We start from the raw sequence: 12,003 nt of genomic DNA, 5'->3' as shown, positions 1-12,003 counted from the left end.
GTCAGGTTGCCGAACGGCGGCGCTGCCAGCCTTGCAAAGCGTTGATCACCAGCAGCAGCATGAACGAGATGACCAGCATCACCAGCGCCACCGCGGTCGCACCGGCGTAGTCGTACTGTTCCAGCTTGCCGATGATGATGAGCGGCGTGATCTCCGAGACCATCGGCATGTTGCCGGCGATGAAGATGACCGAGCCGTACTCGCCCACCGCGCGCGCGAAGGCCATGGCGAAGCCCGTGAGCAGGGCAGGAAGGATGGAAGGCAGGATCACGCGGGTGAAGGTCTGCAGCCGGGTCGCGCCGAGCGAGGTGGCGGCTTCTTCCAGTTCCTTCTCGGTGTCTTCCAGCACCGGCTGCACCGTGCGCACCACGAAGGGCAGGCCGATGAAGATCAGCGCGATCACGATGCCCGCCGGCGTGAAAGCCAGCTTGATGCCGAGCGGCTCGAGGTACTGGCCGATCCAGCCGTTGCCGGCCAGCAGCGCGGTCAGCGAGATGCCGGCCACGGCAGTGGGCAGCGCGAAAGGCAGGTCGACCAGCGCATCGACGATCTTCTTGCCCGGGAATTTGTAGCGCACCAGCACCCAGGCCACCAGCAGGCCGGCGACGAGGTTGACCAGCGCCGCGATCAGCGATGCGCCGAAGGTCAGCCGGTACGACGCCATCACGCGCGGCGCGGTCACGGCCACCCAGAACTGGTCCCAGGTCAGCGTGAAGGTCTTGAAGACCAGCGCCGACAGCGGGATCAGCACGATCAGGCAGAGGTAGAACAGGGTGTAGCCGAGCGTCAGGTTGAAGCCCGGCAGCACGCGCCGCGTGCCACCCGAACGCGAAACCGGCGCTGCCGCGGACGACAGCGCCGACGAGGGGGCGCCGCTCATCGCGCGGCGCTCCTGGACAGGGCCGGGGCGCTCACTTCGCGCCGGGGGTGTAGAGCTTGTCGAACTGGCCACCGTCGTTGAAGTGCACCTTCTGCGCTTCGCCCAGGCTGCCGAAGAGTTCGGCCACGGTGAACAGCTGCACCGGCTTGAAGGTGGCGGCGTACTTCTTCAGCACGGCCGGCGAACGCGGGCGCAGCGCATGCTTGGCGGCGATTTCCTGGCCCTCTTCCGAATACAGGAAGTCGAGGTAGGCCTTGGCCACATCGGCGGTGCCCTTCTTGGCGACGGTGCGCTCGACGATGGCGACCGGGTTCTCGGCCAGCACGCTGATCGAGGGGTACACGGTGTCGACCTTGCCGGCGCCGAACTCACGGTCGATCGACAGCACCTCGGACTCGAAGGTGATCAGCACGTCGCCGATGTTGCGCTGCAGGAAGATCGTGGTCGCGTCGCGCCCGCCCTTGCCCAGCACCGGCACGTTCTTGAAGAGCTTGCCGACGAACTCGGCCGCCTGGGCGTCGGTGCCGCCCTTCTTCTTCACGTAGCCCCAGGCCGCCAGATAGGCGTAGCGGCCGTTGCCGCCGGTCTTGGGGTTGACGACGATGACCTGCACGCCCGGCTTGGTCAGGTCGTCCCAGTCCTTGATGCCCTTCGGGTTGCCCTTGCGCACCAGGAACAGCATGGTCGAGGTGGTCGGCGAGGCGTTGTCGGGGAAGCGCTTCTGCCAGTCCTTGGCCACCACACCGATGCCGGCGAGGTAGTCGACGTCGGTGGTGGTGTTCATCGTCACCACGTCGGCGTCGAGGCCGTCGGCCACGGCCCGCGCCTGCGCGCTGGAGCCGCCATGCGCCTGATCGATCTTCACGTCCTTGCCGGTCGCCTTCTTGTAGCTGGCGATGAAGGCCGGGTTGATGTCCTTGTAGAACTCGCGCGCCACGTCGTACGACGCGTTGAGCAGCGTCGTGGTCTGCGCGATGGCGCCGGAAGCGGCCGCGGCGAAAACCACGGCGGCGAAGATCGTCTTGATTCTGGAAGTCATAGGGTGGCCAGGTTGTCTGAAGTGGGGTGGCCGGCCAGCAGTTGGCTCGGCGTTTCGGTCAGCGACTGCAGCAGCGCCAGGCCCAGGGGCCAGTCGCCGTGTCCGGAGTCGACATTGATGTGGCCCGCATTCTGCATGCGGACAAATTCGCTGCCCCAGGCGCGGGCATAGGCGCCCGCCAGGCGCACGGGGCAGAAGGGGTCGTTGCTGCTGGCGACCACCACGCTGCGGTAAGGCAGCGGGGCATGGGGCACCGGCGCGAAATCGTTCAGCGGCGCGCGGCGCTCCGGGTCGGCCGGCGCCACCAGCAAGGCACCGGCGATACGCTCTGCCACCTCGGGCGGCAGGTGCGCCGTCGCGATGCAGCCCAGGCTGTGGGCCGCGATGACCACCGGCATGTCCTGCGCCAGGATCAGATCGCCGATCGCCCTCACCCAAGCCTCGCGCCGGGGCGACACCCAGTCGTCCTGCACCACGCGCACGGCACCGGCCAGGCCCGCGGCCCACAAGCTCTGCCAGTGGCCGGGACCGGAGTCGCGCCAGCCCGGAACGATGACGACGCGATGGGTCACTTGTTGGGTTGCGGCGTGACGCGCAGGTACGGCCGCACGGCCTTGAAGCCCTTGGGAAAGCGCTGCGCCAGTTCGGCCGGGTCCTGGAGGCTCGGGATGATGACGACATCGTCGCCGTCCTTCCAGTTGGCCGGCGTCGCGACCTTGTGGCTGTCGGTGAGCTGGAGCGAGTCGATCACGCGCAGGATCTCGTCGAAGTTGCGGCCGGTGCTGGCCGGGTAGGTCAGCGTGGTGCGCACGACGTGCTTCGGATCGATGATGAACACGCTGCGCACGGTGGCCGTGGCCGACGCGTTCGGGTGGATCATGTCGTACAGCGTCGCCACCTTGCGGTCGGCATCGGCCAGGATCGGGAAGTTGACCGTGGTGTTCTGCGTCTCGTTGATGTCGGCGATCCATTCCTTGTGCTTGCCCACCGGGTCGACGCTGACCGCGATCGGCTTCACGCCGCGCCTGGCGAATTCGGTGGCCAGCGCCGCGGTCTTGCCCAGCTCGGTGGTGCAGACCGGCGTGAAATCGGCCGGGTGCGAGAACAGCACCACCCACGAATCACCCGCCCATTGGTGAAAGCTGATCGGGCCTTCGCTGGAGTCCTGCTGGAAATCGGGGGCGGTGTCGCCGAGTCGGAGGGTGGCCATCGTCGTTGCTCCTGGAAGGTTGGAGCGCCGATTGTGGGAAGCCTTGCTCGGATAACAAACGACTATCTGCTTGTTTGTTTATCGCGATTTCGGAATAAGACCCGCGGCGCGGCTCAGTGGGTCGCAAGGCGCCAGCGCATGCGGCTCGGCGCCATCGAGGTGCTCCGCCAGGAAATCGATGAGGTGCCGCACCGCGGGCACCTGGGCGCGCCGCGGCGCGAACATGGCGTGCACGATGCCGGCCGGCGGTGTCCATCCGGGCAGCAGTTCGACCAGTTCACCGCTGCCGATCTCGCGGCGGCACATGTAGTCGGGGAGCATGCCGGCGCCCACGCCCTGCACGATGGCGGATTTGAGCGTCAGCAAGTCGTCGGCCACGAAGCGCGGCTGGTGCGGCACCTGGTGCAGCTTGCCGTCGGGCCCATGGAGCGGCATGACCGCCCGTCCGTCGCCGGCGCCCATGGCCACGGTGTCGATGCGCATCAGGTCTTCCGGCCCCTTGATCTGCCCCTGGTGCGCCATGCGCTCCGCGCTGATCACCAGCAAGCCGCGGCTGATGCCGAAGCGGCGCGCCGAGAGCGTCGCGCTGTCCTCGATCGCGGTGCGCACGCGCAGCGCCAGGTCGACGCCGTCTTCCACCGGGTCGACCGGCCGGTTGATCACCCGCATCTCGACCCGCACCAGCGGATAGCGGCGCAGGAAGAGCGGCAGCAACGGCCCGACGCTGGCCTGGGCGAGCGTGACTGGGCAGCTGATGCGCACCGTGCCGCGCGGCTCCGTCTGCACCTGCGACACCGCCTCGGCAGCCGCCTGCGCCGCGTCGCGCATCTCGACGCAATGCCGCAGGTACACCTCGCCGGCCGGCGTGAGCGACAGACGGCGGGTGCTGCGCTGCAGCAGCTGCACGCCGAGCGCGGCCTCCAGGTCGGCGACCCGGCGCGACAGCCGGGACTTCGGCACGCCGAGCGCCTTGCTGGCGGCGGTGAAGCCGCCCCGCTCCGCCACTTCGGCAAAAAACACCATGTCGTTGAGGTCTTGCATGGCCACGATTGTCCCAAATCAAGAACGATCTGGCGTGAATATGACTACTTATCGCCGACTCACCTCAAAAATAGAATTCTTGCCATGCCGGCCTTCCGCGCCGAGCCTTCAACCGAAAGTGAGCGAACGATCATGAAACTGCTGCAAGTCGATTCCAGCGTGCTGGGCACCCACTCCGTCTCCCGCCAGCTGACCACGGAGATCGTGGCCGAATGGCGCCGCGCGCACCAGGACACCACTGTCGAGCACCTCGACCTCGCCGTCGACACGCCCAACCACTTCGACGCCAATGCCCTCGGCATCAAGGTCGCGGTGGCCGAGCCGACCGAAGCGCAGAAGCGCGAGAACGCCGTGTCCGAAAAACTGGTGAGCCAGTTCCTGGCCGCCGATGTCATCGTGGTCGGCGCGCCGCTCTACAACTTCTCGGTGCCCAGCCAGCTCAAGGCCTGGATCGACCGACTGGCGCAAGTGGGCCGCACCTTCAAGTACACCGAGAAGGGCCCGGTCGGCCTGGCCGGCAGCAAGACCGTGATCGTGGCCTCCACCCGCGGCGGTGTGTACTCGACCAGCGAGGGCGGCCGTGCCCTGGAACACCAGGAGAGCTACCTGAAGGCGATCTTCGGCTTCTTCGGCATCACGGACGTGCGCATCGTGCGTGCCGAAGGCCTGGCCATGGGCGACGCGGCCAAGGCGGCAGCGATCGAATCGGCCCGTGCGGACATCCGCGCCGTCACGGCCGAGGCTGCGAATCAGGGCGTCGCCACGCTCGCCGCCTGAGCGGCTGGCCGTCGGCTGCGGCGGTTGACCAGCACCACCGCACGCAGCGTGCGGATCAGGCCAGCTTGGCGAGGTTGTGCCGCTTGACCCACTCGACGTACTTGTCCATCCAGCCCTGCAGGAACTGCCGGCTGGCTTCCGACACATGGCCCTTGTCGTCGAACAGACCTTCCTTGTTCTGGATGAAGGCTTCGGGCTGGCCGAGCGTCGGCACGTCGAGGTAGGCCAGCACGTTGCGCAGGTGCTGCTGCGCCAGCGCCGTGCCGATGGCGCCGACCGACACGCCGATCACGCCCGCCGGCTTGCCGCCCCAGGCGCTCTGGCCATAGGGCCGCGAGGCGTGGTCGATGGCGTTCTTGAGCACGCCCGGGAAGGAGCGGTTGTATTCCGGCGTGATGAAGAGCAGGCCCTGCGCCGCGGCGATCTCCGACTTGAGCCGCTTCACGGCCGGGGCCTGATGGCCGTCGTCGTCCTGGTTGTAGAGCGGCAGATCGCCGATCTCGACATGCTCGAAGGTGAAGTCCGACGGCGCCAGGTGGGCCAGCGCCAGGGCGAGCTTGCGGTTGAAGGAATCCTTGCGCAGGCTGCCGATGACGACAGCGATCTTGTAGTGGCTCATGAAATCTCCAGACGATGAAAAAGGAAAAAGGCTCAGCCCCGCGCGAGCGCGCTCTCGATGGCCTGTTGCAGGTGCGTCAGGCCGAAGGACACGTCGACGAAGGCGCCGTTGAGGTAGAAGCTTGGCGTGGCGCGCACGCGCAGCTGATCGGCCACCTGCATCTGCTCCTGCACGCGCTGGAGGTAGACGTGGTCGCGCATCTCGTTCTCGAAACGCGCCATGTCCAGGCCGGCCTGCTGCGCATGGTCGCGCAGATGCGCCTCGCCCAGACGGTGCTGGTGCGTGAAGAGCAGATCGTGGTAGGGCCAGAACCGGCCCTGCGCGCCGGCCGCCTCGGCGGCCTCGGCCGCGAGTTCGGCGTGGGGATGCACCTCGCGCAGGGGGAAGTGGCGGAAGACGAAACGCACCTGACGGCCGAACTGGTCGAGCACGATCTTCACCGCCGGGAACGCCTGGGCGCAGGACGGGCACTCGAAATCGCCGTACTCGACGAGCGTGACGCGCGCATCGGCCGGCCCGAGGATGTGGTCGGTGGCCGGGTCCGGCACGAGCAGAGGGTTCACGGTGGCGTTCATGGCGATGTCCTTTGGCGCTTTGAAGAGGCGACAACCGCAGTATGGTCCGCCTCGATGTCGCTGGCGATACGGCCCGACGCGTGTGTGTGACAGATGAAATCTGCCATCGCGCTCAGGGGCACGGCCGGTTCTGCAGGCTGGCCTGCGTCACGCTGGCGCCCGGCGGCACGTCGTCGGTGACCCACACGTTGCCGCCGATGGTGGCGCCCGCGCCGAGCGTGACGCGGCCCAGGATGGTCGCGCCGGCGTAGATCACCACATCGTCCTCCACGATCGGATGGCGCGGCAGCCCCTTCTGCAGGTGGCCGTCGGCACCCAGCGGGAAACGCTTGGCGCCCAGCGTCACGGCCTGGTACAGGCGCACGCGTTCGCCGATCACCGCGGTCTCGCCGATCACCACACCGGTGCCGTGGTCCATGAAGAAGCCGGCACCGATGGTCGCGCCCGGGTGGATGTCGATGCCGGTCTGGCCGTGCGCCAGCTCGGCCACGATGCGCGCCAGCAGCGGCAGGCCGAGCTGGTACAGACGGTGCGCCAGGCGGTGATGGATCATCGCGAGCACGCCGGGGTAGCACAGCAGCACCTCGTCGACGCTGCGCGCGGCCGGGTCGCCCTGGTAGGCGGCGAGCACGTCGCTGTCGAGCATCCGGCGGATCTGCGGCAGCGAGGCGCCGAAGGCCCGCACCGCTGCGGTGGCGCGCGCATCGATCGCCGCCTCGTCGATGGCCTGCTGGCGGCCGACGTAGCGCAGTTCGAGCTTGGCCTGCGTCAGCAGGCCAAGCAGCGCGGCGTCCAGCGTGTGGCCGACGTAGAAGTCTTCGCTCTCGTGGCGCAGGTCGGGCGGGCCCAGGCGCATCGGGAACAGTGCGCCCTTGAGCGCCTCGACGATCTCGGCGAGCCCCTCGCGGGACGGGAATTCGCGCCCCACGGGTTCGCGGGAGCGCTTCTGCGAATCGCGCCATTCGTTGCGCGCATCGCGCAGGGCGCGGACGATGTCGTCGACGTCGAAGGAATGCATGACCGGCTCCGTGCCCGTGGCACGCGATGGAGGAACAGCCTGCGGTTGTAGCGCAAAAAGCGCCGCGGTCGGCCGCTAAGGCTTTGCGCCCTGCCGGCCCGCTTCGGGCAAGGCGGGCGCGGGACGCGACGCCAGCAAGGACTTCAGCGCACGCTTGACCCGCTTGGCCCGGGACCGCAGATACAGGTTGCGCATGTCCGACGAGAGCAGGTCGATGTAAGGCCGCCGCGCGCCCTGGAGCGCCCCCTTCTGCTCGACGATGCATTGCAGGGTTTCCGCGAGGTGGTGAAAGGCGTGCGGACGGTCGATATGCTGCTCCCAGGCCTCGCGCGCGGCGCGCCCGAGCGCGACGTGCGGCGCATCCGCCAAGATGCGCGGGAGATCGCCGACCTGGCTCTCCTTGACCCGGAGACTGAATTTTTCCCAGGGAATGAAGGGCGGTGGAACCCAGTCGTCGGACAGGATCACCGGGCAGCGGCCCATCTCCATCGCCTCGAACAGGCGATAGGTGCTCGGCCCGATGCCGCGCGGCGACAGCATGAAGCGGCTGCGCACACAGACGCTCGCGTATTCGCCTTCATACGCCGCGCGCTCCTCGGGGCTCAGAAGCCAGGCATGCCGTTGGGTGGTGTCGGCCACGTACGCCTCGGGCACCTCGGCCTTGAGGATCCGATCGCGCACCTCGCAATTGTTCGCACCGACAAAGGAATAGAGCAGGTCCTGGGGCAGGTCCAGCTGCCGCGCACGGCTCACGGCGTGGTTTTCTTCGATGCGTGCGAGATACACCCCACCCGCGGACACCCCCGGCTTGTGGTGCGCGGCGCGGATCGACGGATAGACGCCCTGCATCAACGGGAAGGCGTAGTCCCAGTCGTGATAGATGAAGGTCTTGTCGGGGTAGCGGCGGCGCAGCGGATGCCACAGCACCTCTTCCATGAACATGTCCGTCCCCTGGTGCCCCTCCATGAAGAGGATGGCGTCGGCCGCCTCGGCGTCGTCGGTGAGCGTGTGCACGCCGTGCACGTCGAGCGCGGCCGCCGCACAGAGCCACTCCGCGGCATGCGTACCCCAGGTCGCGTTCGGATACGCCGTCAGGACTTTGATCTTCATGATCCCACCAAATCGTTGTGATCAAGCGTGTCCGCCGCGAGAGGCCATGAGGCTCCGGGGACGAGGCGGCGCCCGAAAAAGTTAACTATCGTTAACAATTCTAGCCGGACTCGCCGGCAATCGGACCGCTTTTCGGTTCCCTACTGGCAGACCACGGTGGTGTTGACCGGCCGGCAGGTGCGGCCGTCGGGCCGCACATAGCGGTCGACGTTGCCCTGGGGGTCGTAGTGGTTGCCCATGTTGTCGCGGCAGCCCGCGGCGTCGCAGTGGCGCAGGCGCGGACGCATGTCGCGCGGGGGTGGCGCGGGGCGCGGGTAGTAGCCACCATCGCCCTGTCCGCTGTAGCCCTGGCGCCACGCTTCGTCGGCGGCCAGCTGCGCCTCGCGCTGCCGACGCTCGGCCTGGTCGCGTTCGGCCTGGGCACGCTGCTCGGCGCGCGGGTCGATCACCACCAGGCCGCTGCCGCCGGCCGGCGCCGACTGCCGCTGCACCGTCTCGACCGATTCGCGCTGCAGCTGCCGGGCGCGCGCCACGCTGTCGAGCTGCTCCTGGCGGCGGTTCGTCTCCGGCACTGTCGACGGCTGGGTCGCCTCGGCGCCCAGCACCACCGCCGACTGGCGATCGCCGGGCGCGCAGCCGCTGTCGGTGTAGCGCACCTTGCCCGCCGCGTCGACGCACCGGACCACCTGCGCGCCGGCCCCGGCGGCGAAGAGCGCAGCCGAAGCGACGAGCAGGGTGGCGAAGGCACGGGGGCGAGACATGCCGTCACTGTAGCGGCCGCTTGTCGCCCATGCGATACGGGCCTGGGGTAAGCCCTTGGCGTGCCGGGCTTGCTCGCGCCCTAGTCTGCACGCACAAAGCACGGTCGTACGGCGCCCTGCAAATGGCCACCCCCCAGAAGGAGACCCCCATGGAACCCCTCCGCGCCCGCCCCTTCCTGCTCGCCCTCGTGGCAGCCGCCGCCCTCGCCGCCTGCGGCGGCGGCGGCGACGGGAGCTCGTCCGCCCCCTCGCCCGTGCCCGAGGAGACGCGCGTGCAGGACAGCCGCACCGCCTATGTGCCGGCTGAACCGAACGCCACGACCTTCGCACCGCTGGCCGTCGCCGCGGGCGACACCGTCGACCCCGGCAGCACCAGCCGCTGGGCCGGCGTGCTGGGCGGCGCCGCCTACCGCGTCGAGGTGCCGGCCAACTGGAACGGCAAGCTGGTGATGTACGCGCACGGCTATGCCGGCACCGGCAACACGCTGGTCGTCAGCAACCCGCAGATCCGCCGCCATCTGATCGCCAACGGCTACGCCTGGGCGGCGTCGAGCTACACCAAGAACTACTACGACGTGCGCGTCGGCGTGGAGGACACCAACGCGCTCGCCCTGGCCTTCAACAAGATCGCGGCGGCCAACAGCCGCCCGCTGGCCGCGCCGAGCCGCATCTACATCACCGGGGTGTCGATGGGCGGCCACATCACCGCCGCCGCCATCGAGGACGAGGCCTTCGCCACCGCGAACAACCGGCTGCGCTACCACGGCGCCGTGCCGATGTGCGGCGTGCTCGGCGACGCCGAACTGTTCGACTACTTCGCCGGCGCCCAGGTCAGCGCGCAGTCCCTGGCCGGCGTGGCCACCTATCCGTTCACCCAATGGGCCGACATTCAGGCGCAGGTGACGGCCGCGCTCTTCACCCAGTTTCCGACCGCGCCCGTGACCACCACCACGCTGGGCAACCGCTACAAGTCGGTGCTCAAGAACCTGACCGGCGGCGAGCGCCCGCTGTTCGACCTGAGCCTGGCGTATGGCGGCTCGTTCTCGGCGGTGTGGGGCGTGTTCGGCGGCGACGGCACGGTCAACGGCATCCTGAACAAGCCGGTGATCGACACCAACCGCTTCACCTACACCATCGACAACGACGCCGCGGCGAGCGCCACGCTCAACGCCACGGCGCAGAGGCTCACGGCCGACCCGGAGGCCAACCGGCTGCGGCGCGACGGGCTGCGCTGGATTCCGGTGACGAGCGGCAACATCCACATCCCCGTGGTCACGCTGCACACGCTGGGCGACCTGTACGTGCCCTTCAGCATGGAGCAGATCTACCAGAAGCGCGTGGCCGCCAAGGGCAACGGCCAGTGGCTGGTGCAGCGCGCGATCCGCGGTGTCACGCACTGCGACTTCACCGTCGTCGAGCAGGCCGAAGCCTTCGACGCCATGATCCGGTGGGAGCAGGACGGCGTGAAGCCGGCCGGCGACGACGTGGTGACGTCCACGACAGTGGCGCAGCCGAGCTACGGCTGCACCTTCACCCGCAACACCTTCGGTCCGGACGACTCGGCCACGACCCAGCAGCTGCGCGGGCTGATCGCCAGCAGCGGCGCCACCTGCCCGGCGCAGTGAGGCGCCGCCCACGCATCGGCCGTCAGCGCGGCGGCGGTGCGTCCGCAGCGGCATCGCCTTCCGGCAGCTGAATGAGACCGGTGCGCAAGTCGTACTCGAAGACTTCGCCGTAGCGGCCCCATTCGATGGCGGTGCGCAGCACCCGTTCGGCCACCGGCGCATCGAGGCTCTCGCGCAGCAACTGGAGGAAGGGCTCCTGCGGCAGCTCGCCCGACGGCGCCTGTTCCAGGCTGTGCCGGATGTGCGCGGCCAGCGGCACGCGCGCGAGCAACTGTTGGCCGAAGAGCTGCTGACGCAGCGTGTGGGCGCCCTCGACGTAGCAGCGGCCGAGCTCGGTCAGGTGCAGATCGGCATCCGCCAGCTTGGCAAAACCCAGCAGGGCCAGCGCCCGGGCCAGCGGCAGCAGCTCGTGGTCGGCGAGTTCCGCCTCCTCCGCCAGCTGCGGCAGGTCCGCGCGGCCATTGCGCCCGTCGTCGACCAGCATCTCCAGCAGCGCCTCCATGCGGTCGACGTCGGCGTCGGGCAGGCGGTCGCTCAGGTGCATGTGCACCGTCTCGTCGCGCACGCGTCCGGCGCTCGGTGCACCGGAGGTCATCAGCCGGTAGACCTCGTCGATCAGGGCGCGGACCTCCAGGCTGTCCACGTCGCGCGGACGCGGCAGCGTGATCGGCAGCTCGGCGTGCACATGCCCCGGATTGCTGGCGAAGATCAGCACGCGGTCGGCCATCAGCACGGCTTCCTCGATGTTGTGCGAGACGACCAGCATGGCCTGGGTCGGCATGGCGCCGGCGCCCCAGAGCTGCAGGATGTCGTCGCGCAGCCGCTCGCCGGTGAGCACGTCCAGGGCCGAGAAGGCTTCGTCCATGAGCAGCACCTCGGGCTCGACCACCAGCGCGCGGGCGATGCCCACGCGCTGCCGCATGCCGCCCGAGAGTTCGCGCGGCAAGGCGCCCTCGAAGCCCGCGAGCCCGATCAGCGCGATGGCGGCACCGGCACGCCGGGCCCGCTCCACGCGCTCGATGCCGCGGGCCTCCAGCCCGAGCTCCACGTTCTGCTGCACGGTCAGCCAGGGGAACAGCGCGAAGGACTGGAACACCATCGCGATGCCCCGCGCGGGGCCATAGAGCGGCTGGCCGCGATAGCGCACGTCGCCCGCGTCCACGCCGATCAGCCCGGCCATGATGCGCAGCAGGGTCGACTTGCCGGAGCCGGACTGACCCAGCAGCGCGACGATCTCGCCCGGTGCCAGGTGGAAGTCGACGCCTTCGAGCACGGAGCGCGCGGCGCCGTCGGCCGAGCGGAAGGATTTGCCCACGCCCTGGAGTTCGATAATGGCTTCGGTCATGGC

13 protein-coding genes are annotated in these 12,003 nt (G+C 69.0%); 2 read left to right on the top strand and 11 right to left on the bottom strand.

The genetic code is table 11. The annotated features are described in order from the left end of the window. Position 1: 1 nt before the first annotated feature. The 5 genes from cysT to N8A90_RS05395 form a co-directional block, all read right to left on the bottom strand. On the bottom strand, positions 2 to 880 hold the full coding sequence (cysT, locus tag N8A90_RS05415; RefSeq protein ID WP_262073647.1) for a sulfate ABC transporter permease subunit CysT: 879 nt from the start codon (positions 878 to 880) through the stop codon (positions 2 to 4). Positions 881 to 911: 31 nt separating this feature from the next. Continuing rightward, entirely contained in the window at positions 912 to 1,919 is a 1,008-nt protein-coding gene (locus N8A90_RS05410) for a sulfate ABC transporter substrate-binding protein (protein ID WP_262073646.1), read from the bottom strand. Beyond that, positions 1,916 to 2,491, bottom strand: coding sequence for an RBBP9/YdeN family alpha/beta hydrolase (locus N8A90_RS05405; RefSeq protein WP_262073645.1), 576 nt, complete (start codon positions 2,489 to 2,491; stop codon positions 1,916 to 1,918). The genes N8A90_RS05410 and N8A90_RS05405 overlap by 4 nt, the downstream gene beginning before the upstream one ends. Next, positions 2,488 to 3,129, bottom strand: coding sequence for a peroxiredoxin (locus N8A90_RS05400; protein WP_262073644.1), 642 nt, complete (start codon positions 3,127 to 3,129; stop codon positions 2,488 to 2,490). Before N8A90_RS05400 ends, N8A90_RS05405 begins: the two co-directional genes overlap by 4 nt. A gap of 78 nt (positions 3,130 to 3,207) precedes the next feature. Continuing rightward, the gene (locus tag N8A90_RS05395) at positions 3,208 to 4,170 is read right to left on the bottom strand and encodes a LysR family transcriptional regulator (protein WP_262073643.1); all 963 of its coding nucleotides are present in this window, start codon (positions 4,168 to 4,170) and stop codon (positions 3,208 to 3,210) included. 132 nt (positions 4,171 to 4,302) lie between these two features. Between N8A90_RS05395 and N8A90_RS05390 the strand changes: the two genes are divergently transcribed. Then, entirely contained in the window at positions 4,303 to 4,947 is a 645-nt protein-coding gene (locus N8A90_RS05390; protein ID WP_262073642.1) for an FMN-dependent NADH-azoreductase, read from the top strand. A gap of 55 nt (positions 4,948 to 5,002) precedes the next feature. Here N8A90_RS05390 and N8A90_RS05385 read toward each other — a convergent pair whose 3' ends face one another. The 5 genes from N8A90_RS05385 to N8A90_RS05365 form a co-directional block, all read right to left on the bottom strand. Further along, a complete protein-coding gene (locus N8A90_RS05385) occupies positions 5,003 to 5,566 on the bottom strand; it encodes an NADPH-dependent FMN reductase (protein WP_262073640.1) in 564 nt (187 codons plus the stop codon). 32 nt (positions 5,567 to 5,598) lie between these two features. Beyond that, positions 5,599 to 6,141, bottom strand: coding sequence for a DsbA family protein (locus N8A90_RS05380; protein WP_262073639.1), 543 nt, complete (start codon positions 6,139 to 6,141; stop codon positions 5,599 to 5,601). Between the two features lie 112 nt (positions 6,142 to 6,253). After that, the gene (epsC, locus tag N8A90_RS05375) at positions 6,254 to 7,159 is read right to left on the bottom strand and encodes a serine O-acetyltransferase EpsC (protein ID WP_262073638.1); all 906 of its coding nucleotides are present in this window, start codon (positions 7,157 to 7,159) and stop codon (positions 6,254 to 6,256) included. Between the two features lie 75 nt (positions 7,160 to 7,234). Then, entirely contained in the window at positions 7,235 to 8,173 is a 939-nt protein-coding gene (locus N8A90_RS05370; RefSeq protein ID WP_262073637.1) for a glycosyltransferase family 47 protein, read from the bottom strand. A 236-nt stretch (positions 8,174 to 8,409) separates the two neighbouring features. Next, positions 8,410 to 9,030 (bottom strand): DUF4124 domain-containing protein, encoded by a 621-nt coding sequence (locus N8A90_RS05365; RefSeq protein WP_262073635.1) that lies wholly within the window; start codon positions 9,028 to 9,030, stop codon positions 8,410 to 8,412. Between the two features lie 149 nt (positions 9,031 to 9,179). Here N8A90_RS05365 and N8A90_RS05360 point away from each other — a divergent pair, with 149 nt between their 5' ends. Next, entirely contained in the window at positions 9,180 to 10,655 is a 1,476-nt protein-coding gene (locus tag N8A90_RS05360) for an alpha/beta hydrolase (RefSeq protein ID WP_262073634.1), read from the top strand. A 22-nt stretch (positions 10,656 to 10,677) separates the two neighbouring features. Here N8A90_RS05360 and N8A90_RS05355 read toward each other — a convergent pair whose 3' ends face one another. Further along, positions 10,678 to 12,000 carry a nitrate/sulfonate/bicarbonate ABC transporter ATP-binding protein gene (locus N8A90_RS05355; RefSeq protein WP_262073633.1) on the bottom strand — a complete coding sequence of 441 codons (1,323 nt, stop codon included), beginning with the start codon at positions 11,998 to 12,000 and terminating at the stop codon, positions 10,678 to 10,680. Positions 12,001 to 12,003: the final 3 nt, after the last annotated feature.

Source organism: Variovorax sp. N23 (genome assembly GCF_025486315.1).
Lineage (GTDB): Bacteria > Pseudomonadota > Gammaproteobacteria > Burkholderiales > Burkholderiaceae_C > Variovorax.
Note: the sequence above shows the minus strand (reverse complement) of the source record. Positions and strands in the feature narration are given on the sequence as shown.